This is a genomic window from Micromonospora sp. NPDC002296, assembly GCF_040296145.1.
In the GTDB taxonomy this organism is placed as follows: domain Bacteria; phylum Actinomycetota; class Actinomycetes; order Mycobacteriales; family Micromonosporaceae; genus Micromonospora.
Genome location: NZ_JBEOWQ010000066.1, coordinates 1 through 20887, shown reverse-complemented (window position 1 = coordinate 20887; position 20887 = coordinate 1). Strand labels below are relative to the sequence as shown.

Below are 20887 nucleotides of genomic sequence, written 5' to 3'. Positions count from 1 at the left end.
CGCCGCGCCGGGGGGCCCCCGAGGCCGCGCCGGGCGGTGCGGCGGCCATCACGGCCCCGGCGGCGGCCGAGACGTACACGGCGGCCCCGCACACCCCGGTCGGGTCGTGGGAGGCGGGGCGGCTGAGGTCGTCGACGCCGAGCCCGTGGGCGGTGAGGAACTCCTCGACGAGGCGGGCCGGGTCGCCGCCGTCGCGCCGGTGCCAGTGCAGGCGGTCACGTTCGGTGAGGCTGTCGCGGCAGGCTGCGGGGGCGGCGGGTACGTCCACCCGCGTCAGTGGAAACGCTTCCACGCCGTCCGGCCCAATCTGCCTCGTCCGTTCAGTGGATTTCCCCTCGACATGGCGTGAACCTGCTCGATGCGGCTCGCGTTCGCTTGGTACTGTGCGTCACTGGTCATGTGAACCATGACACAGTGCCCCCACAGTCCGGAGAACCCGATGTGCCAGCACCAACCCACCTGCCCCTCCGCCGAAGCGACCGACCGGGAAGCCGCCCGAGTCCTCGCCTGCTTCCCTGAGCAGGGCTGGAGCCTGCTCTGCAACGGTGTCATCGTCTTCGAGGACACCGGGGAACTCCTCCCCGACGGCAGCACCATCGCCCCCCACCGCGGCCCCGCCCGCCACGCCCTCGTCGCCTGACCGTTCACCCAGCGTCAACCTGACACACCCCCCGTCGACCGCAGGCCTCCCCCCGGTCCCCCGACCAGCCTGCACGGGTCGACGCACCCGCCGGGGCGGCGCGAACCACCGCCCCGGCGCGCCCCGATGTCACTGCTCGAACGCCTCCGGCGGCAGACACGAGCACACCAGATTCCGGTCGCCGTACGCGCCGTCGACCCGCCGCACCGGCGGCCAGTACTTCCCCGCCCGGTCCACCCCCGCCGGATACGCCCCCACCGACCGCGGATACGGGTGCGGCCACTCGTCGCCGGTCACCATGGCCGCCGTGTGCGGCGCGTTCGCCAGCGGATTGTCGCCCGCCGGCCACTCACCCGAGCCCACCTTGTCGATCTCCGCCCGGATCGCGATCATCGCCGCGCAGAACCGGTCCAGCTCGGCCAGGTCCTCGCTCTCCGTCGGCTCCACCATCAACGTCCCCGCCACCGGGAACGACATCGTCGGCGCGTGGAACCCGTAGTCGATCAGCCGCTTCGCCACGTCGTCGACCGTGACCCCGGTCGCCTTCGTCACCGGCCGCAGATCCAGGACGCACTCGTGGGCCACCAGGCCCTTGTTGCCCGCGTACAGCACCGGGAAGTGTTCCCGCAGCCGCACCGCCACGTAGTTCGCGGCCAGCACCGCCACCCCCGTCGCCCGGGTCAGGCCCGCCGCGCCCATCATCCGCAGGTACGCCCACGGGATCGGCAGGATGCCCGCCGACCCGTACCGCGCCGCCGAGATCGCCGGCCGGCCCGCACCCGGCTCCCCCACCGGGTCACCGGGCAGGAACGCCGCCAGGTGCGCCCGCACCGCCACCGGACCCACCCCCGGCCCGCCCCCGCCGTGCGGGATGCAGAACGTCTTGTGCAGGTTCAGGTGCGACACGTCCGCCCCGAACCGGCCCGGCTTGGCGAACCCGACCAGGGCGTTGAGGTTCGCCCCGTCGACGTACACCTGACCGCCCGCGTCGTGGACCCTCGCGCACAACTGCGCGATACCCGTCTCGTACACCCCGTGCGTCGACGGGTACGTCACCATGATCGCCGCGAGCGCGCCGCGATGCTTGCTGATCTTCGCGTCGAGGTCGGCCAGGTCAACGTTGCCGTCGCCGTCGCAACCCACCACCACCACCCGCATCCCCGCCATCACCGCGGACGCCGCGTTCGTGCCGTGCGCCGACGACGGGATCAGGCACACGTCCCGGTGCCCCTCACCCCGGTCCCGGTGGTACGCGCGGATCGCCAGCAGCCCCGCCAGCTCCCCCTGCGACCCGGCGTTGGGCTGCACGCTGACCGCGTCGTAGCCGGTCACCTCCGCCAGCCACCCCTCCAACTGGGCGATCATCTCCCGGTACCCGGCCGTCTGCCCGGCCGGCGCGAACGGGTGCACGTGGGCGAACTCCGCCCAGCTCACCGGCTCCATCTCCGTGGTCGCGTTCAGCTTCATCGTGCACGACCCCAGCGGGATCATCCCCCGGTCCAGGGCGTAGTCGAAGTCCGCCAGCCGCCGCAGGTACCGCAGCATCGCCGTCTCCGAGTGGTGGCTGCGGAACACCGGATGGGTGAGGAACCCCGAGGTGCGCGCCAACTCCGCCGGCAGGGCCACGTCCACGGCTCCGTCGACCCCGGCCACGCCGAACGCCGCCCACACCGCCGACAGGTGCGCCGCCGTGGTCGTCTCGTCGCAGGAGATCCCCACCCGGTCGGCATCGACCAGGCGCAGGTTCACCCCCCGCCCGGCCGCCGCGGCCACCACCTGCGCGGCCCGGCCCGGCACGCGCGCGGTGACCGTGTCGAAGAACGCGACGTCCGCCACCGCCACCCCGCCGGCGCGCAACCCGGCCGCGAGCCGCGCCGCCATGGCGTGGGTACGCTCCGCGATGCCCCGCAGCCCGTCCGGGCCGTGGTAGACGGCGTACATGCCGGCCATCACCGCCAGCAGCACCTGCGCGGTGCAGATGTTGCTGGTCGCCTTCTCCCGACGGATGTGCTGCTCACGGGTCTGCAACGCCAACCGGTACGCCGGGTCGCCGTCGGCGTCGCGGGAAACCCCGACCAGCCGGCCGGGCAGCATCCGCTCCAACCCCGAACGCACCGCCAGGTACCCGGCGTGCGGGCCACCGAAGCCCATCGGCACCCCGAACCGCTGGGTGGTGCCGGCGGCCACGTCCACGCCGATCTCCCCCGGCGGGCGCAGCAACGTCAACGCCAACAGGTCCGCCGCCACGCACACCAGCGCCCCCGCCGCGTGCGCCGCCGCCACCTGCGCGGCGTGGTCCCGCACCGCCCCGGACGCCCCCGGGTACTGCAGGTGCAGGCCGAAGAACTCCGCCGGCAGGTCCTCGACGTCGACGTCGACCACCCGCACCTCGATGCCCAACGGCTCCGCCCGGCTGGTGATCACCGCGAGGGTCTGCGGCAACGCGTCGGCGTCGACGACGTACACGCTGCTGCGGCTCTTCGACGCCCGGCGGGCCAAGGTCATCGCCTCCGCCGCCGCGGTGCCCTCGTCGAGCATCGACGCGTTCGCGGTGGCCAGCCCCGTCAGGTCGGTGACCATCGTCTGGAAGTTCAGCAGCGCCTCCAGCCGGCCCTGGCTGATCTCCGGCTGGTACGGGGTGTACGCCGTGTACCACGCCGGGCTCTCCAGCACGTTACGGCGGATCACCGCCGGGGTGTGCGTACCGTGGTAACCCAACCCGATCATCGACACGGCGACGGTGTTACGCGCGGCCAGGGCCCGCAGCTCGGCCAGGGCGTCGTGCTCACTGGCCGGCTCCGGCAGGTCCAGGGCGCCGTGCCAGCGGATCACCTCGGGAATCGCGGCGTCCATCAGCTCGTCGACCGAGTCGTAGCCGACGGCCTGCAGCATGCGGCGCTCGTCGGCCGGATCGGGACCGATGTGACGGGCGGCGAACTGCTCTACGGTCATGGCGGCGCTCCCGGGAAAGGGGTGAGGTCGACAGGTCGGCCTCCCCCTGAGTCGCACCCCGGGAAGGGCGCTCCACAGTGCCTGCCCACGAGGTCCTTTTGCCTGAGAGGTTCCGGGGAGGAAGCTGCCCCTTCGGCGCCGCCGGCAACGATCACCGAACGGTCTCTCCCACGTGGGTACCGGCGACACCCACGCTACCAGCGCCGCCGCCCCCGGCCCATGTCGTCCCCCCGACCAGTGGATCACCGGCCGGGGAGACACCCCCGCGACCGGCCGGTCAGCCCGGCACTGCCGGTCAGCCCGCGACCGGCGCCGCCCACCCACCGGACGCGCCCTCCGCCACGCCCGACGCCGGGGACGCGCCGACCAGCCCGTCGGCCAACGCCGGCAGCAGCACGCCGAGCGGCGCGTCGACCCGCACGGCGGCGTACCCGTCGCCCCGGGTCACACCCTGATTGACGATCGCCACCGCAATGCCCCGTTTCGCCGCCCGAATCACGAACCGGCGCCCCGACATCACCGTCAACGACGACCCGAGCACCAACAGCGACCGGGCACCCTCGACCAGGTCGAAGCAACGGGCCACCCGGGCGGCGGGAACCGTCTCCCCGAAGAACACCACATCCGGTTTCAGCATGCCGATGCGGCAGAACCCGCAGTCCACCGTCCGGAACCCGGCCACCTCGCGGTCGGCGAGATCCACGTCACCGTCGGGGTTGACCGCCGCCACCACCGCGTCGAACCCCGGGTTGGCCTGCCGCAGCCGCCGGTCCAGCTCCTCTCGCGAGGTGTGGTTGCCGCAGTCCAGGCACACCACCTCGTCGAGGCTGCCGTGCAGCTCCACCACCGGCTCCGACCCGGCCGCGGTGTGCAGACCGTCGACGTTCTGGGTGATCACCGCATCGACCAGCCCGGAACGTTGCAGGCGGGCCACCGCCCGATGCCCGCCGTTCGGGGCGGCCCGGGCGATCGTGCGCCACCCCAGGTGGCTGCGCGCCCAGTACCGCCGCCGCGCCACCGGATCCCCGGTGAACGCCTGGTACGTCATCGGCGTGTGCCGCCGCGCCACGCCACTGGGCCCCCGATAGTCCGGGATGCCCGACTCGGTGGACAGGCCCGCCCCGCTCAACACCACGACACCGCCCCCGGCGAGCAGCCCCGCCAGCGCGTCGAACGTCTCGGTCACGGAGTCCATGCTGCCTCAGCACCGGCCCCGTGACCATCCTCGCCGCAGCGCCGGTGCCGGGACGCCCCGGCGGCTACCGTGGCAGGTATGCGCGTCGTCATCGCCGGAGGACACGGCAAGATCGCCCAGCTGCTGCACCGGGAACTCGCCGGCCGCGGCGACACCGCCGTCGGACTGATCCGCAACCCCGACCACGCCGCGGCGTTGCGCGCCACCGGCGCCCACCCCGTCGCCTGCGACCTGGAACACGCCGACGCCGCCCAGGTCGCCACCCACCTCGACGGCGCCGACGCGGTGGTCTTCGCCGCCGGAGCAGGTCCCGGCAGCGGCGCCGCCCGCAAGGACACCGTCGACCGGGCCGCCGCCGGTCTGCTCGCCGACGCCGCCGAACAGACCGGGGTACGCCGCTACCTGCTGGTCTCCTCCATGGGCGTCGACGACGCCCCACCAGCCGGCACCGACGACGTGTTCGCCGCCTACCTGCGGGCCAAGAAGGCAGCCGAGGACAACCTCACCACCCGCGACCTGGACTGGACGGTGCTGCGCCCCGGCCGGCTCACCGACGACCCGCCCACCGGACGGATCGCCCTGACCCGGCACGCCGACCCGGGGACGGTCACCCGCGCGGACGTCGCCCGGGTCATCGTCGCCCTGCTGTACCACCCGGGCAGCGCCGGCACGGTCCTGGAACTGGTCACCGGCAACACCCCGATCGCCGACGCCGTCGCCGCCGTCGCCGGCCCCTGACCGGCGGCGCGTCGGGGCTGGACACGACCCGGCCCGGGGTCAGGCCCCCAGGGGACCAACGGCGCTGTCCGGATACGCCGGCACCGCGAAGCAGCGTCGACCGGAATGTCCACACACGACGCTCTCTCGACACGACGCCCCCTCGGCGGGCCCCGCGCCACGGGCACCCACCGCGCCCGCCCGACACCTCAACCCGCGCGCCGACGCGCCCGACGCGCCGCCAGCTCGTCACCCACCGGATCCGCCGCGGGCTCCTCCACGACCCCGCCCGCCGGCTCCGCCGGCAGATCCGACAACGAACCCTCGATCTCCTTGAACGCCCCGCCGATCGCGATGCCGAACACGCCCTGGCCACCCTGCAACAGGTCGACCACCTCCTCCGGCGACCGGCACTCGTACACCGTCGTCCCGTCCGAGATCAACGTGATGCCCGCCAGATCGGCCACCCCCCGCGAGCGCAACGCCTCGATCGCCTTCCGGATGTTCTGCAACGACACCCCGGCGTCCAGCAACCGCTTCACGACCTTCAACACCACCAGGTCGCGGAACGAGTACAGCCGGGACGTCCCCGAACCCGACGCGTCCCGCACACTCGGCACCACCAGCGACGTCCGCGCCCAGTAGTCCAACTGCCGGTACGTGATACCCACCGCGTGGCACGCCGTCACACCCCGGTAGCCCACCGCGCCGTCATCCTCAGACGCCGGCCCCGCCGGCACCACACCCGCCCCGCGCTGCTGAGTACCAGGCTCGGGATCTCGCGGCTCGTGCATCCGGACAACCTCCCCGCCAGTGCGGTGACACGTCGCTTCCGGGACGTGCACCCCTCGACATCGGCAACCCTATAGCGCCCTTGAGGAGTCACCGCGCAGGAACGGCCACGACACGCCGCACGGCCACAGCAAAGATCCACGGCAGACCACCCACAGTGACCACGCCGGAACGGGAAAGGAACACGCGCGGGACCCCACCCGCGCCGGGGATCAGCCCGCGAAATCCTCCGGGCTCACCTGCTCCAGGAACTCCCGGAACTTCTCCACCTCGTCCTCCTGCTCGTCCGGGATCACGATCCCCGCCTCACTGAGGACCTGCTCCGCACAACGAATCGGCGCACCGACCCGCAACGCCAGGGCGATCGAGTCGCTCGGCCGCGCCGACACCCGCACCCCGTCACCGATCAACAGATCGGCGTAGAAGACGTTCTCCTTCAACTCGGTGATCTCCACCGCCCGCAACGGCGCCTGCAACGCCGCCAACACGTCCCGCAAAAGATCATGCGTCAACGGCCGAGCCGGCTTGACCCCCTGCTGCTCGTAAGCGATCGCCGTCGCCTCCACCGCACCGATAAAGATCGGCAGATAGCGATCCCCCTCGACCTCCCGCAGCAGGACGATCGGCTGGTTGCTCGGCAACTCCACCCGAACTCCGACCACGCTCAGCTCGCGCACCGCCGCCTCCGTGTCGTTGTCACCTACGCCCGCACCGCGACCTTCCCTGCACGGTACACGGACCGCGACACGCGCAACCCATGCGCTCACGTGCACCACGCCCCGCACCAGAAAGGGACTACCCCGGCAAGCCTACGACACGCACCCCGATCCAGATCTTTCCCACCGGCCCCCACAAACACCACGCGGCCCGGACCACCGCCCGGACCGCGCAGCACACCACACAACTCACCGGCCCAACGTCGACCGCAACCCCACCCGCACCAACGCCGCGTGCAACTGCTGCGACAACGCCACCAACTCCCGCGCCGTCTCCGCCGCCCGCGCCCGCGCCGCCGAATCACTCTGCCGCGCCAACGGGGCCACCAACTGCGCGAACAACCCCACCTCCCGATCCGCCGCCGTCCGGTAACCCCGCAGATGCCGAGGCTCCAACCCGTACGCCGCCAGACCAGCCACCGCCCGCGCGATGATCAACGCATCCCCGTCGTACCAACCCGGCGGATCCGACACCAGAATCCCGAGCCGCTCCAACTCACCCAACGTCGACTCGTCGATCCCGCTCCGCGCGACCAGATCAACCCGACCCAACCGCACCTGCGCCGAATCCACCGGCTGCTCCACAGCGGGACGACCCGGCACCTCACCGTCCGGGCCCACCGCCACCAACGTCGGCCGAGACGGCACCGGCCCATCCGCCGACGCGTCCCACTGCGCCAACTGCTCACGGATAACCCGCAACGGCAGATACTGGTCCCGCTGCGCGGTCAACACGAACCGCAACCGCGCCACATCGTCCCAGCTGTACTTCCGATACCCCGAAGCCGTCCGCTGCGGCTCCACCAGCCCCTCGGACTCCAGGAACCGCAACTTCGAGATCGTGACGTCAGGAAATTCCGCCCGAAGCTGACCCAGCACCTCGCCGATACTCATCAGCGGTTGGGCACGGGCCACCCCGGGAGGCGTCGAAGCCGCAGGCTCGTTCACCCCCGGCCGGCCTCCTCCTCCGGGCGCGGACCGGCGATGAACACCACCCGGAACTTGCCGATCTGCACCTCGTCACCATTGCTCAACGTGGCCGCCTCGACCCGCTCCCGGTTCACGTACGTGCCGTTCAGGCTTCCCACGTCCCGCACCGTGAACGTGCCACCGTCCCGGTGGAACTCGGCATGCCTCCGCGACACCGTCACATCGTCCAGGAAGATGTCACTGTCCGGATGCCGGCCACTCGTCGTCACATCATGGTCCAACAAGAACCGGGCACCCGCGTTCGGACCCCGACGAACCACCAGCAGCGCCATACCCGGCGGCAACGAACCGGACATCCGGCTCGGCACCACATCGGTGTCCGGCCCCTCCAGCACTTCGTCGAGCGAACCGAGATTGAGCGTCGAAGTGACGTCGAGCGGGGGGAACTCGTCGTCTGGGCGCGTCATGGGACCACCTCACGGATCTGTTTCAGGTCGGCGTACGGGTAATGGCGGGTCTGGCCGCCGGGCAGTCCACCCGGCGGCTGGCTCCCCGTGCCCGGAAAGGCAATTCCGCAACGCTCAACTCATTGGGTCTTCGGTCAACTGGGCGAGCCTAGCCAGCGCCGAAATGCAGGGCAACCGGACGCGCGGACACAACACCCGCACGCCCACGGACACTCAGCTCTCGGTGAGCTCGCGATACGCCCCGGCGGTCAGCAGCCCGTCCACCGCCACCGGATCACTCGGCGTGATCTCCACCAGCCAACCCGCACCGTAAGGATCAGAGTTGATCACCTCCGGAGTGTCCGCCAACGCCTCGTTCCGCGCCGCCACGACCCCACTCACCGGGGCGTAGATCTCGGACACGCTCTTGGTCGACTCGATCTCACCCAAGGAGTCACCCGCGGCCACCTCCGCGCCCTCCTCCGGCAACTGGACGAACACGATGTCACCCAACGAGTCCTGCGCGAAGTGCGTGATGCCGACCCGGACAGAGCCCGACCCCTCACCCGCCACCCACTCGTGCTCGGCGGTATACCGCAGATCCTCAGGAATCACCAGACGCGTCCTTCACCGTCGAGCCGACCATCGATGCGCCAGCGAACCGGCGCGCCGCGCCGGTCAGGAGACCGGACGGGCGTGTTCCAACTTCACAGGCGCGTGCAGCGCCGAAACCTCGGCAACCTCACGATCCTCGACGATCACGTTACCGCCGTCACCGGCAACCGATGCGGCCACCCCGCCCGGAATTTTCAACGCCGTCGCCATCGTCGTCGAATCACCGATCACCGTGATCGTGAACGGACCCTTCAACGGACGCCCGTCCACCACCAGAGCACCGTCCCCGCCATCCAGGAAATACGTCGACGCGATGACCCGCACCGACGCCCCGTCCCCACCGGAAACCTGCATCGCCTCCGCCCCCGCACCCCGCAACTCCTGCACCGCGTCCAGGATCCGGTACGCCGAGATCGGCTTCGACCCCGCCTCGAACCGCACACTCAACCCCGGGCCCCGCGCCGGCAACGTCCCCGCCAGAATCCCCAACTCGTCCGCCCGCCGCGTCGCCTCCTCCAGCGCCGCCTGCCGACCCTGCTCACCCGACCGCAACTGCCGCTGACTCTCCTCCAACGACTCGATGTCCTGCCGCAGCCGCTTCTCCCGCGAATCCAGATCCGAGAAGATCCGCACCAGGTCCTCCTGCCGCGTCGCCGCCGACGTCGGATCCGTCGACGTCGTCCGCAACTGCACCACCAGGGTGAACCCCAACAACCCCAACAACAACGCGATCATCGCCCCCGCCGAGGTCAACCGCCGACCCACCCCGAACAGAGCCGGAACACCCGACGAACCCTCCGGCGACCCGGCACCCGAAGACCCCGCATCCTCCACCGACGGCTCACTCTCCGGCGCCAACGGACTGATCTCGTCCGGATCCGGCGCCTCCGGACGCGGATCCGGCTCCCCCGCCGGCCCCTGCGGACGCACCGGCGCCTCCGGACGCGGCCAACCGGTACCCGTCTCGCGCTGCTCCTCGCTCATCGCCACAAACCTACGCCCGGAACAGGTGCCGACGGATCGCCGCCACATTCCCGAAGATCCGCACCCCCAACACGACCACCACACCGGTGGACAACTGCCCACCCACTCCCAACTGGTCACCCAGATACACGATCAGCCCCGCCACCAGCACATTCGAGATGAACGACACCACGAACTGCTTGTCATCGAAGATCCGGTCAAGCTTCGCCCGCACCCCGCCGAACACCGCGTCCAACGCGGCCACCACCGCGATCGGCAGATACGGCTGCAACGCCGCCGGAACCGTGGGATCCAGATACACCCCCAGCACCACACCGGCGAGCAACGCCAACACCGCGATCATCGGCCACCTCCGGAAGGACTGGGAGACACACCCGAGCCGGACGGCTCAGGCCGGGACGAACGATCAGCACCCGACCCCGCCACGGACGGACTCGGACTGACCGACGACTCGGCGTAGCGTAGCCGCGGCTCCGGCGCCGCCGGCAGGGTGATGTCCTCCACCTCACGCACCTGGAACGACAACCCCACCGACTCCACCAGGTCCCGCATCAGATACGCCGCCCGACCGTCCTCGAACCGGTCCCGCATCGACCCCGGCCCGATCGCCGACACCTCGTACGGCCCCGTCACCGGCCGAAAATCCACCAGGATGGCCTCACCCGCCGACCGGATCGTCGACGTCGCCGTCAACCGCTGCCCGTTGATCGCCACCGCCTCCGCACCCACCGCCCACAGATCGTTGGCCACCTTCTGCAGATCCGTGTACAACACCCGCGGCGGACCACCCCCGGACCCGGTCACCCCGTCCTTGTCCTGCGCCGGCGCATCCGCCAACCGCACCACCACACCGTCCCCGCGCACCCGACCCAACCCCGTGCCCGCCTCCAACCGACGCAGTCGCGACGCCTGGGAACCACTCAACGCCGCGTCCCGCTGCCGACCGACCTCCTCACGCAACCGGTCCGCCCGCGCCGCCAACCCGTCGGTCTCCGCCTCGCGCTCCTTGATCTCCGCCACCAACCCGGCCCGCGCCTGGCTGCGCCCCGGCTCCTCGGCCATCGTCTGCCGGTACGCCACCGCGAACAGGAAACCCAGTGCCACAGCCACCACCAGGCTCACCGACCGCACCGACCACGCCCGCCACCCCGACGGCGACGGCGACGCGGACTCCCGACGGCGGGCCGCCGCGTCCGCGTACCCCGGATCCAACGGGTTGCGGAACAACTCGGTCAGGAAATCCGGCGTGTACACCCGGGACGCCGAACCCCGCCCCTCGCCGGCCGCGTCCGACCGCTGATCCGTCATGCCGGCACTCCCGCCGACCCGGCCCGCACCGACCGCACCAGCCGCGTCGCCTGGACCACGTAGAGCGCGCCGGCCACCCAGTACAGCACCAGCCCCCACCACGCCAGGCCCCAGCCGACCGCGCCCGCGACCGTCGCCGTGGCCGCCGACGTCGCGTGCGCCAGCAGCAGGACCGGGAACGCGGCCAGCAGCAGGAACGTGGCGGTCTTGCCGACGTAGTGCACCGGCGGCGGGCCGTAGCCGTACCGGCGTAGCACGCCGAGCGACCCCAGCAGCAGCAACTCCCGCACCAGCAGCGCGGCGGTGAACTGCCACGGCACCACCTCACGCGCCGTGAACGCCAGCAGGGTGGCCAGGATGTACAACCGGTCGGCGAGCGGATCAAGCAACTCGCCCAGGCGGCTGACCTGCTGCAGCCGGCGGGCGATCCAGCCGTCCACCCAGTCCGTCGTGCCCCCGATCGCCAGCACCACCACGGCGGCGACGTCGGCGCGCCGGACCAGCAGCAGATACAGGAACAGCGGGACGCCGAGCAGCCGGATGAAGCTGATCAGATTGGGCAGGGTGAGGATCCGGTCCCCGCTCGGCGCGGCGGTGCTCTCCGGGGGTGACGCCCCCGCCGGCCGACGCGACACCGAACCTCCCTCAGCAGCACGGTCCGGCACCCGCGGGCGGGTGCTACGGAAGGACGTGCGCGTTGCCGGGCCGGGCTCCGCCGGCGCCTGTGTGATCCCGGACCGGGATCACCTCCCCTGGTCGGCCCGCGGTCACGGGGACCACCGGCCGGTTGAGTTGCGTTGCCACTATATCGGGCTCGCTTTCGGCCCCCATGGGCCCGCGTTCGTCCGGGTGCTGCGTTTCTTGGCGCTGTGGCGGAGGTCACGGCGCGTAGAACGTCCTAGGAAATAGGGGTGCGACAGGTCAGGCGGTTCGGGCCGACGAGTCCGACTGGGCGTCCACCGGGCCGGGCGCGGCCGCCTGCCCGAACGCCATCAGGGCCAGCAGCAGCTCCTGCTGCGCGCGCGGAGGCATCCGGTCCAGCACCGCGCCGAGCGCGCGGTGGCGGCGCTCCGCCAGCTCCCTGAGCAGGGCCTCGGCGGCCGCCGTCGGCATCAGCCGGACCTCCCGCCGGTCCCGCGGATCGGCGGACCGGCGCAGCAGCCCGATCGCCTCCAGCCGGTCGCACAGCCGGCTCGCCGATGACGGCACCACGTCGAGCAGCTCCGCGAGCCGGTTCACATTGGTCGCCGGTCGGCTGCTGATCAGCGATAGCACCCGCAGCTGGGTGGGCGACACGGTCATCCGGTGCCGGGAACCTGCCGGGTCCAGGACGCCGACGATCGCCTCGGCTGCCGCGGCTATCGCCGCGGCCAGATCCGGAGGTTGTTCCACCGACGTCCCCTGCGAGTGTGCGCTCGTGTTCCGCTTACCGTCTCGTCACCGCGCCCAGCCGGCCCCTCCCCCGGCCTGGCCACGCCAGTCGAGGCAGACGACCACGGCGTCGTCGCGGAGATCAACGTCTACGTGGTAGGACTGCAGCCCACGCATCACCGTACCAACCGCCTCGGTCGCCGGCTGCAGCCGCGTCGCGCGCATGGACCGCGCCATGGCCCGCTCCCCGTACGGTTCGCGGCCACCGGGATCCGCCGCGTACACGCCGTCACTGACCACGAAGAGCCGGTCCCCCGGCTCCACGGTGAACTCCTGTACCTCGTACCGGGTCTCGGCGAACATGCCCAGCGGCAGCTGCTGCTCCAGCGGCACCCGGGAGACGGACCGGCCGCGTACCCGCAGCACGTGCGGGGACCCGGCGTCCACCGCCCGGACCCGGCCGTCGGTGGTGTCCAGCTCCAGCAGCAGCGTCGCCACGTGCCGCTCGCCCCGGTGCTGGAAGAAGATGGTGTCCGAGGCCAGCTCGGCCTGCTCGACCAGGCTGCCGCCGGAGCGGCGGGCGTTGCGCATGGCGTTGACCGTCACCGCCGTCAGCAGCGCCGCCGACAGGCCCGTGCCGGCGCCGTTGAGCACCGTCAAGGTCAGTCGATCACCGTCCACCGACCAGTCGAAGTGGTCACCGCCCACCGTGTACGCCGGCTCGAGCTGCCCGGCCAGCAGGAACGCGCCGTGTGTCACGCTGCGGCCCGGCAGCAGATCCCACTGCATCTCGGCGGCCATGCTCAGTCGCTCCCGGCGGCGGGCCCGGCGGTACCGGTCGGTCTGCCGGTCCGCCGCGCGCAGCGCCACCGCCAGCTCTCCGGCGATGTCCCGGACCGCCTCGACCGTCGCCGCAGACGGGGCGGCCGGCAGCTCCGCCAGGAACACGCCGAGACGTTCACCCCAGACCGTCAGCGGAAGGTACACCCGGCACCGGCCGTCCTCCCCGCCGTCGAGCACCGGCTGCTGGCTGCTGAAGCAGCGCTGGGCCACGCCGTGGCAGGCGAGAAAGCCGGCGTCGGGCAGCTCCGGGTCGAGCACGGGCCACAGCCCGCTGATCCGGTAGTCGGCGACGAAGACGTCCGTGCGCGACGCGCCCAACCCGGCGCGGACGGCCTGGTCGGCGACCTCGGCCAACCGGTCGGGCGCCGCCTCACGCAGCGCGCGGGCCACCGGTCCGAACGCGTCCGACATGATCCCCCTCCGACAACTCTTGCTGTACGGCAAGCATCATACGGAGGGCCGCCGCCGGCCGGCCGGCGCGGGTGCGGCAGCGGTCAGCCGGAGCGCTTGGTGGCCAGCCCGCCGTGGAAGGCGTCCGGCAGGTCCGCCGGCGCACCATCGGGACGCCACCGCGACACCGGGACGATCCCGTCGTCGGTCGGCGTCCAGCGGCCCAGCAGCGGGCCGAACGCCGCGGGCGGGCGCATCCGGAACTGCGGCCCCATCATGGCCAGGGCCTCCGGGTACGCCGCGAGTTCCTCACCGTCGAAGTCGACGGCGAGGAAGCTGCCGGGGGCCACCGCCGCGTACAGCTCGTCGAGGGTGTGGGCCAGCGTCGCGTCGTCGAGGAAGGCGGCCAGCCCGAGGAAGACCACCCCGACCGGACGGCGGCCCCAACCGGGTACGAAGCGGCGCAGCAACTCGGAGTCGACCGTGCCGACGTCCGTGGCGTCGCCGTAGCCGTAGCCGGCCCGGTCGCTGCCGGCCAGGATGCGCTGCCCGAGCCGGATGGTGACCGGGTCGACGTCGGTGTAGAGCACCGTCGCCTCCGGGGCGACCTCGTGCACGTTTCCCCTGGTGGGCACCCCCGCGCCGAAGACCAGGAAGCCGTCCACCCCGGCCCCGGTGATCGTCCGGACCGCCCGACCGAGGAACGCGCGCAGCTCGCGGAACAACGGCGCGCACGGGCCGTACGCCCCCTCGAAGGCCCGCGCGGCGGCCACGTCGGCCGGGAAATGGTCCTCCCCGCCGAGCCAGAAATCGATCATACGGGCGGTGCTCGGCCGGTCCACCTCTTCCATGGGCGTCGCTCCCTCCGCGAAGTTCCGGGGCAGCGTAACGACGCCCCGACCTGCGCGGTATCGCCTCGGCGACACCCGTACGGCCGGGATACTGACCGCGGAACCACGGCGGAGGAGGTACGGCGGTGAACGCGGCCAGCGGCGCGGCGGTGGTGGTCGGTGTCGACGGCTCCGAACCGGCCCAGCGGGCCGTCCGCCTCGCCGCCGGGGAGGCCGCGCGCCGGGGCCGGACCCTGCGGGTGGTGCACGGCTTCGTCTGGCCGCTGCTGCGGGTGCCGCTGGGGCCGGTGCCCGACGCGCCACCCGGCGCCGGACTGCGCGGACAGGCCGAACGCCTCGTCGCGCAGGCGGTGGCGCACGCCGAGTCGGCAGCCCCGGGGGTACGGGTCACCGGAGAGGTCATCGACGGGGAGGCGTCCGCCGTGCTGGTCGGCGAGTCGCCCACCGCCGCGCTGATCGTCCTCGGCGACCGAGGGCTGGGCGGCTTCGCCGCGCTGGCGGTCGGCTCCGTGGCGATCCAGGTCGCCGCGTACGCCGATTGCCCGGTGTTGGTCGCCCGCGGCGCGGACCGGGCCGACGGCCCGGTCGTGGTCGGGGTGGACGGCTCCGCGGCGGCCCGCGCCGCCGTCGAGTTCGCCGCCGACGAGGCGACGGACCGCGGCGTCGCCCTGCGGGCCGTGCACGCCTACCGGCACCCGGCCTCCGCCGGGCCCGGTGACATGCAGCCCCTGGTGTACGACGAGGGGCAACTGCGCGGCGAGGAGGAACGGGTGCTGGAGGCGTCGCTGGCCGGCCTCGGCGAACGCCGGCCGGCGGTGCGGGTCGAGCGGGTACTGGCCCGGGGCCGGCCCGCCGCCGCGCTGGCCGAGGCGTCCCGCGCGGCGCAGCTGCTGGTGGTCGGCTGCCGGGGACGCGGCGAGTTCACCGGTCTCCTGCTCGGCTCGGTCAGTCACGCCGTGCTGCACCGCGCCGACTGCCCGGTCGCCGTGGTCCGCGCCCCGGTGTGACACCTGCGCACCAGGCCGTCGCACGCTCCGGGCATGGGCGACGGTTGGCCCCCGTGCAGGCGGGTAGACGGCGTGACCAACGGTCACCGCGACGTCAGGAGGCGGCTATGCCAGGACCACGGCCGGGCAGCAACGCGTACGACAAGGAACGGGCGCGACTGCGCGATCTGATCGAGAATTCCGGTCGGGCGGCCGACCAGGAGGCCAACCGGGTCGCCAACCGGATCCTGCAGGAGGACCGGGGACAACGCGGCATCGTGCGGGGTGAGCGGACGTACGGCCCGAAGGGTGAGCGCGAACCGGGCGACCCGAGGTGAACGGCGCCAAACTGGTCGACGGAGCCATCGCCGGAGCGGTGGGCAGCGCCGCGCTCAACATGGTCAGCTACCTCGACATGGTGCTGCGCGCCCGACCGGCGAGCAGCACACCCGAGGAGACCGCCGGCCGGGTGGCGGGAATCGCCCACCTCGACCTGGGGCCCGAGGACCGGGCGGCCAACCGCCGCTCGGGCCTCGGGCCCCTGCTCGGGTACGGGATGGGCATCGCCGCCGGCGCCGCCTTCGCCCTGCTCGCGGGGCGGCGCACCGCGGGGCCGGTCGCGGTGGCCCTGCTCGGCGGGAGCGTGATGGCGATGTCGGACGGCTCGATGACCGCGCTGGGGGTAACTGATCCACGCCGGTGGAGCCGCACCGACTGGCTGTCGGACCTCGTGCCGCACCTGGCGTACGGGATAACGGCCGCAGCCACCTGGAACCGGCTGCGGCCGCCCTCGTCCCGAGGGTGCTAGGCGCGTTCGGCGCTCTCGTCGTCGGCCACCTGGCCGCCGGCCGGGCCGTACGGCGACACCTGGCCGCGCGGCACCGTACGGCCCCGGTCGCCCTGGGACGTGCCACGGTGGCCGGGGTGACCTGACACGCCGGGCCCCTTGGCGTCCTGCACCGCGTCGTTGCGCGCGTTGCGGCGCAACTCCGGCTGCTGAGGGTTCGTCACGGGAGTCTCCCTTCCGGGTTGGACGGCGCGGCGTGGGCCACGCCACGACCGGCTTACCCGCCGCCGTTGCCCCCATGCCGCCCCCCGGGTGGGGTGGGTGGGCGGCGCCGATCGGGGTATGCCCGGGGTGTGGCAGACGCGCGGAGGACGGTACGGGTCCTGCTGGATCGGCAGGGCCGCACGTACGCGGAGGAGGCCGGCATCCGGCTCGCCGACCGGCCCGGGCCGCTGTACCAGTTGCTGGTGCTGACCACGCTGCTGAGCACCCGGATCCGGGCGTCGGTCGCGGTGGCCGCCGCGCGGGAGCTGTTCGCCGCCGGCTACCGCACCCCGCAGGCGATGGAGGCGTCCGGCTGGCAGGACCGGGTCGACGCGTTGGGCCGGGGGCACTACCGCCGCTACGACGAGCGGACCGCCACGATGCTCGGCGCCGGCGCGCGGCTGTGCCTGGACCGGTGGCACGGCGACCTGCGCCGGCTGCACCGGGAGGCCGGCGGGGACCGGCCCGCGCTGCGACGGCTGCTCACCGAATTCCCCGGCATCGGCCCCACCGGCGCGGACATCTTCCTGCGCGAGGCGCAGCAGGTGTGGACCGACGTCCGCCCGTACGCCGACCGGCGGACGCTGGCCGGGGCGAAGCGCCTCGGCCTGCCGGCGAACCCGGACGGGCTGGCCGGGCTGGTCGGCGGCGGCGACTTCGGCCGGTTCGCCTCGGCGCTGGTCCGGGTCGCCCTCGACGAGGAGTCCGCCGGCGAGGTCACCCGCACCGCCGCCGCCCGCTGACACCCCCCGGTTCGGTGCACGCCCGCACCGGCCACCGACGCCGCGGGGTGGACGGCGGTCACTTGGCCGCGTTGTCGCCCGGCTTGGTCAGGTGCCAGGCCAGGGCGGCGGCCAGCACCGCGAGCACCACCACCCCGCCGGAGACCCCGCCGCCCTCGTCGGGGCTGCGGCCCTTGCTGCCGAAGTAGATGACCGCGAGGCCGGCGAGCACCGTCACGGCCGTCCGCATTCCTCGGTCCTTCACGCCCCGCACGGTACGGAGACGACACCGGCCCCCACTGCGGAAACGGGGACGGTTCCCCCGGACGAGGGGGGTGGCCGGCTCAGTCGGTCTCCAGGTCGTCCAACGAGATGGCGTGGGTCATCAACCAGCGGGCCAGGGCGGCCATCCCGAACAGCCACAACGGGGCCGACTCGGTGGGGCCGTTGGTGGCGAAGACGGCGAAGCGCAGGTCCGGCGCCCGGTACGCCTCGATCCGCCACCGGTGGCTCTTGTCCCGCCAGACCGCCGAAGGGTCCATGCCGCCACGCTAGGCCCCACCGGGGCCGCGTCGCGGCGGAACCCCGTCACCTTTGCCTCCGACGGCGATGACCCGCCGGAGGCGACGGTCAGACGATCATGAAGGGGCCGCGCCGTGCGGGGCGACGACCGTGCGGGCGTCGTCGGGCAGGCGACGGGTGACGCCCCGCCGGTCCAGCAGCTCCAGCAGCGGCACGGCGACCCGGCGGGTCGTGTCCAGGGCCTGCCGGGCGGCGCTGAGGGTGAACGGCTGCGGCAGCCGGGCGAGGACCCGGGCCGCGTCGTCGACCACGCCGGGCAGCAGCACCACGTTCTCCGCGAGCCGCAGCAGCGCCCCCGCGCGCACGGCCGCGCCGATCTCCCGGGGCCCGAGGCCCAGGCCGGCGAGGCGGCCCGCCTCGGGGGCCTGGAACGGACGGTCGCCGTACTCGGCGCGGACCCGGGCCACGGCCCGGGCCACCGGCTCCGGCAGCGCGTCCCCGGCGTCCTCGCCGACCCGGCCGGCGCGCACCCGCAACGGCGGGCGGACCAGAGCCTCCACCAGAGCCCGGTCGGGCAGGTCGAGACGCTGACGCAGCACGTCGACCGGGACGCCCGGCTCCAGCGGATGCGCGGCGACGTACCGGGCGGTCTCGTCGGCCAACCCGGCGGCGAGGGCCCGCCAGTGGGCGGGGTCGGCCAGCCAGTCCCCGGCGACCGGGGTGGCGGTGGCGACCGGCACCCCCATCCGGGTCAGCTCGCCCCGGCGGACCAGGAGCCGGCGACGCAACTCCCCGGCCAGGTCCGGCCGCCCGTCGAGGCCGGTGAGCACCCGGGCACGGGCGGCGGCGGCCCCCCGCCGGGTCAGCGGGGGCGGGGCCACGTCGAGGACGGTCACCCCACCGGCGACGTGGTGACGGCCGGGGTCGCGCAGCAGCGCCCGGTCGCCGACGAGCAGCGGCAGCGGGCGGACCAGCCGCAGCCGGGCGGTGTCCGGGCCGAGCGGGCGGACCCGGGCGGTGACGGCTGCGGCGCCGACGTGCAGGGTGAGGGTGGCCGGCAGGTCCGCGGCCGGGTCCCCGGCGACCCGCACGTCGAGCAGGTCGGTGCGGCGGAACCGGCCGGGGGTGAGCAGGGCGTCGCCGCGCCCCAGTCGCTCGCGGGGCACGTTACGCAGGTTCACCGCCACCCGGGCCACCGCGTCGACCCGGGCGTGGGGCGCGCCGAGGCAGTGTAGGCCACGCACCCGCACCGGCTCGCCGGTGTCGGCCAGTTCGAGGTGGTCACCGACGGACAGCCGGCCGCCGCCGAGGGTGCCGGTCACGACCGTGCCGCTGCCCCGGACGGTGAACGACCGGTCCACCCACAGCCGCACCGGGGCCTCGGCCGGCGGGTCGGGCAGCCGCGCCACGAGCCGGTCCAGGGCGTCCCGCAGCTCGGGCAGGCCGGCCCCGGTGACCGCGCTGACCGCCACGGCGTCCACGGCTCCCAGGGAGGTGGCGGCGATCTCCGCGCGGGCGTGCGCCAGCGCCGGCCCCGGATCGGCCAGGTCCGCGCGGGTCACCACCAGCAGCCCGTACGCCACCCCGAGGGCGTGCAGCGCCGCCAGGTGCTCGGCCGACTGGGGCATCCACCCCTCGTCGGCGGCGACGACCAGCAGGGCGGCCGGGGCGGGGCCGACGCCGGCGAGCATGTTCGGCACGAACCGCTCGTGGCCGGGGACGTCGACGAACGCCACGGTGCCGCCGGAGGGCAGTGTGGTCCAGGCGAAGCCGAGGTCGATGGTCATGCCCCGGCGCCGTTCCTCGGCCCACCGGTCGGGCTCCATCCCGGTCAGCGCCCGCACCAGGGTCGACTTGCCGTGGTCGACGTGCCCGGCGGTGGCCACCACCCACATGTCAGGCGTCCACGGGCACGGTGAGGACCGCCGCGCGCAGCGCGTCGTCGGCGGCGACGGGGACGCAGCGCAGATCCAGCAGCAGCCGCCCCTGGGCCACCCGGCCGAGCACCGCCGGCGTGCCGGCGCGCAGCGGCCCCGCGTACCGCTCGGGCAGGGCCAGGGCCCACGAGTCCAGCTCGACGCCCGGCGCGCCGCCCCCGCCGACCACGGCGACGGCGGGCACCACCTCGGCCTTGCAGCCGTCGGTGGCCAGCCGGTCGCGCAGCCCCTCGGTGCGCTGCCGCAGGGCCGCCGGGTCGGCATGCAACGCGGCCCGGGTGGGAGTGTCCGGGGTGTGCAGGGTCGCCGCGAGGGCGGCCAGCGTCAGCTTGTCGACCCGCAGGGCGCGGGCGAGCGGGTGCCGGCGCAGCCGCTCGACCAGGTCGGCGTCGCCGAGCAGCAGCCCGGCCTGGGGACCGCCGAGCAGCTTGTCGCCGCTGGCGGTGACCAGCTGGGCGCCGGCCCGCAGGGTGCTGGCCGCGTCCGGCTCGGCGGGCAGCAGCGGGTCCTCGGCGAGCAGCCCGGAGCCGATGTCGGCTACCACCGGCACGCCGAGGGTGGCCAGCCGGTCGACGCCGACGGCACTCGTGAACCCGGTGACCACGAAGTTCGACGGGTGGACCTTGAGCACGAAACCGGTGTCGGGGCCGATCGCGGCGGCGTAGTCGGCCAGGCTGGTGCGGTTGGTGGTGCCCACCTCGCGCAGCCGGGCGCCGGTGCTGGCCAGCAGTTCCGGCAGGCGGAAACCGTCACCGATCTCCACCAGCTCGCCCCGGCTCACCACGATCTCCCGGCCGGCGGCGAGGGCCGTGGCGGCGAGGACCAGGGCGGCGGCGCCGTTGTTGACCACGTGCACGGCACCCGCGTCGGGCACGGCGGCGGCGAGCGCGTCGAGGGCGTCCCGGCCCCGCCGGGCCCG

25 protein-coding genes, 1 pseudogene and 1 riboswitch are annotated in these 20887 nt (G+C 73.6%); of the genes and pseudogenes, 6 read left to right on the top strand and 20 right to left on the bottom strand.

All coding sequences use genetic code 11. The annotated features are described in order from the left end of the window. Positions 1-268: pseudogene (locus ABT023_RS27150) on the bottom strand (anthranilate synthase component I family protein); the annotation flags it as partial. A 171-nt stretch (positions 269-439) separates the two neighbouring features. On the opposite strand from ABT023_RS27150, the gene ABT023_RS27145 reads away from it, so the two are divergent. Further along, positions 440-640 (top strand): DUF5999 family protein, encoded by a 201-nt coding sequence (locus ABT023_RS27145; RefSeq protein WP_036371784.1) that lies wholly within the window; start codon positions 440-442, stop codon positions 638-640. Between the two features lie 129 nt (positions 641-769). On the opposite strand, the gene gcvP is transcribed toward ABT023_RS27145, so the two are convergent. Both gcvP and ABT023_RS27135 read right to left on the bottom strand, forming a co-directional pair. Continuing rightward, positions 770-3592: an aminomethyl-transferring glycine dehydrogenase gene (gene gcvP, locus ABT023_RS27140; RefSeq protein WP_350889319.1), complete on the bottom strand. Its 2823-nt coding sequence runs from the start codon at positions 3590-3592 to the stop codon at positions 770-772. Positions 3593-3672: 80 nt separating this feature from the next. Further along, positions 3673-3773: riboswitch (glycine riboswitch) on the bottom strand. 114 nt (positions 3774-3887) lie between these two features. After that, positions 3888-4787 (bottom strand): NAD-dependent protein deacetylase, encoded by a 900-nt coding sequence (locus ABT023_RS27135; protein WP_350889317.1) that lies wholly within the window; start codon positions 4785-4787, stop codon positions 3888-3890. A gap of 78 nt (positions 4788-4865) precedes the next feature. Here ABT023_RS27135 and ABT023_RS27130 point away from each other — a divergent pair, with 78 nt between their 5' ends. Beyond that, positions 4866-5525: an NAD(P)H-binding protein gene (locus ABT023_RS27130; protein ID WP_350889315.1), complete on the top strand. Its 660-nt coding sequence runs from the start codon at positions 4866-4868 to the stop codon at positions 5523-5525. A gap of 188 nt (positions 5526-5713) precedes the next feature. Here ABT023_RS27130 and ABT023_RS27125 read toward each other — a convergent pair whose 3' ends face one another. The 12 genes from ABT023_RS27125 to ABT023_RS27070 form a co-directional block, all read right to left on the bottom strand. Next, positions 5714-6298: a MerR family transcriptional regulator gene (locus tag ABT023_RS27125; RefSeq protein WP_350889314.1), complete on the bottom strand. Its 585-nt coding sequence runs from the start codon at positions 6296-6298 to the stop codon at positions 5714-5716. A 210-nt stretch (positions 6299-6508) separates the two neighbouring features. Then, entirely contained in the window at positions 6509-6973 is a 465-nt protein-coding gene (locus tag ABT023_RS27120) for a bifunctional nuclease family protein (protein WP_350889313.1), read from the bottom strand. A 228-nt stretch (positions 6974-7201) separates the two neighbouring features. Beyond that, positions 7202-7906 carry a transcriptional regulator FtsR gene (gene ftsR / locus ABT023_RS27115; protein WP_350889312.1) on the bottom strand — a complete coding sequence of 235 codons (705 nt, stop codon included), beginning with the start codon at positions 7904-7906 and terminating at the stop codon, positions 7202-7204. Positions 7907-7956: 50 nt separating this feature from the next. Further along, a complete protein-coding gene (gene odhI / locus ABT023_RS27110) occupies positions 7957-8409 on the bottom strand; it encodes an oxoglutarate dehydrogenase inhibitor Odhl (RefSeq protein WP_007071101.1) in 453 nt (150 codons plus the stop codon). Positions 8410-8622: 213 nt separating this feature from the next. Then, complete coding sequence (gene gcvH / locus ABT023_RS27105) at positions 8623-9003, bottom strand: glycine cleavage system protein GcvH (protein WP_350889311.1); 381 nt, start codon at positions 9001-9003, stop codon at positions 8623-8625. A 63-nt stretch (positions 9004-9066) separates the two neighbouring features. After that, positions 9067-9987, bottom strand: a complete 921-nt coding sequence (locus ABT023_RS27100) for a DUF881 domain-containing protein (RefSeq protein ID WP_350889309.1) — start codon at positions 9985-9987, stop codon at positions 9067-9069. Between the two features lie 10 nt (positions 9988-9997). Continuing rightward, a complete protein-coding gene (locus tag ABT023_RS27095) occupies positions 9998-10330 on the bottom strand; it encodes a small basic family protein (protein WP_007071104.1) in 333 nt (110 codons plus the stop codon). Beyond that, positions 10327-11295: a DUF881 domain-containing protein gene (locus ABT023_RS27090; protein WP_350889308.1), complete on the bottom strand. Its 969-nt coding sequence runs from the start codon at positions 11293-11295 to the stop codon at positions 10327-10329. Before ABT023_RS27090 ends, ABT023_RS27095 begins: the two co-directional genes overlap by 4 nt. Further along, complete coding sequence (gene clsA / locus ABT023_RS27085; protein ID WP_350889307.1) at positions 11292-11930, bottom strand: cardiolipin synthase ClsA; 639 nt, start codon at positions 11928-11930, stop codon at positions 11292-11294. The genes ABT023_RS27090 and clsA overlap by 4 nt, the downstream gene beginning before the upstream one ends. A gap of 286 nt (positions 11931-12216) precedes the next feature. Then, a complete protein-coding gene (locus ABT023_RS27080) occupies positions 12217-12687 on the bottom strand; it encodes a MarR family transcriptional regulator (protein ID WP_350889305.1) in 471 nt (156 codons plus the stop codon). Between the two features lie 45 nt (positions 12688-12732). Then, positions 12733-13920: a PP2C family protein-serine/threonine phosphatase gene (locus tag ABT023_RS27075; protein WP_350889303.1), complete on the bottom strand. Its 1188-nt coding sequence runs from the start codon at positions 13918-13920 to the stop codon at positions 12733-12735. Positions 13921-14003: 83 nt separating this feature from the next. Beyond that, positions 14004-14750, bottom strand: coding sequence for an SAM-dependent methyltransferase (locus tag ABT023_RS27070; protein WP_350889302.1), 747 nt, complete (start codon positions 14748-14750; stop codon positions 14004-14006). 125 nt (positions 14751-14875) lie between these two features. On the opposite strand from ABT023_RS27070, the gene ABT023_RS27065 reads away from it, so the two are divergent. The 3 genes from ABT023_RS27065 (at position 14876) to ABT023_RS27055 (ending at position 16544) form a co-directional block, all read left to right on the top strand. After that, positions 14876-15757 (top strand): universal stress protein, encoded by an 882-nt coding sequence (locus ABT023_RS27065; RefSeq protein ID WP_350889300.1) that lies wholly within the window; start codon positions 14876-14878, stop codon positions 15755-15757. A gap of 107 nt (positions 15758-15864) precedes the next feature. Further along, positions 15865-16074 carry a phosphatidylethanolamine-binding protein gene (locus tag ABT023_RS27060; RefSeq protein ID WP_350889299.1) on the top strand — a complete coding sequence of 70 codons (210 nt, stop codon included), beginning with the start codon at positions 15865-15867 and terminating at the stop codon, positions 16072-16074. Next, complete coding sequence (locus ABT023_RS27055; protein ID WP_350889298.1) at positions 16071-16544, top strand: hypothetical protein; 474 nt, start codon at positions 16071-16073, stop codon at positions 16542-16544. The genes ABT023_RS27060 and ABT023_RS27055 overlap by 4 nt, the downstream gene beginning before the upstream one ends. Here ABT023_RS27055 and ABT023_RS27050 read toward each other — a convergent pair. Further along, the gene (locus ABT023_RS27050) at positions 16541-16747 is read right to left on the bottom strand and encodes a hypothetical protein (RefSeq protein WP_350889297.1); all 207 of its coding nucleotides are present in this window, start codon (positions 16745-16747) and stop codon (positions 16541-16543) included. The two genes, ABT023_RS27055 and ABT023_RS27050, sit on opposite strands and share 4 nt — an antisense overlap. 129 nt (positions 16748-16876) lie before the next feature. On the opposite strand from ABT023_RS27050, the gene ABT023_RS27045 reads away from it, so the two are divergent. After that, entirely contained in the window at positions 16877-17530 is a 654-nt protein-coding gene (locus tag ABT023_RS27045; RefSeq protein WP_350889295.1) for a hypothetical protein, read from the top strand. A 58-nt stretch (positions 17531-17588) separates the two neighbouring features. Here ABT023_RS27045 and ABT023_RS27040 read toward each other — a convergent pair whose 3' ends face one another. From ABT023_RS27040 to selA, 4 genes are all read right to left on the bottom strand, one after another. Continuing rightward, positions 17589-17774 (bottom strand): hypothetical protein, encoded by a 186-nt coding sequence (locus ABT023_RS27040; protein ID WP_350889322.1) that lies wholly within the window; start codon positions 17772-17774, stop codon positions 17589-17591. Positions 17775-17853: 79 nt separating this feature from the next. Next, positions 17854-18051 (bottom strand): hypothetical protein, encoded by a 198-nt coding sequence (locus tag ABT023_RS27035; RefSeq protein ID WP_007071112.1) that lies wholly within the window; start codon positions 18049-18051, stop codon positions 17854-17856. A 96-nt stretch (positions 18052-18147) separates the two neighbouring features. Beyond that, positions 18148-19926, bottom strand: a complete 1779-nt coding sequence (gene selB, locus ABT023_RS27030; RefSeq protein WP_350889294.1) for a selenocysteine-specific translation elongation factor — start codon at positions 19924-19926, stop codon at positions 18148-18150. A 1-nt stretch (position 19927) separates the two neighbouring features. After that, positions 19928-20887: L-seryl-tRNA(Sec) selenium transferase (gene selA, locus ABT023_RS27025; RefSeq protein WP_350889292.1), on the bottom strand; the 960-nt coding region annotated here is incomplete at its 5' end.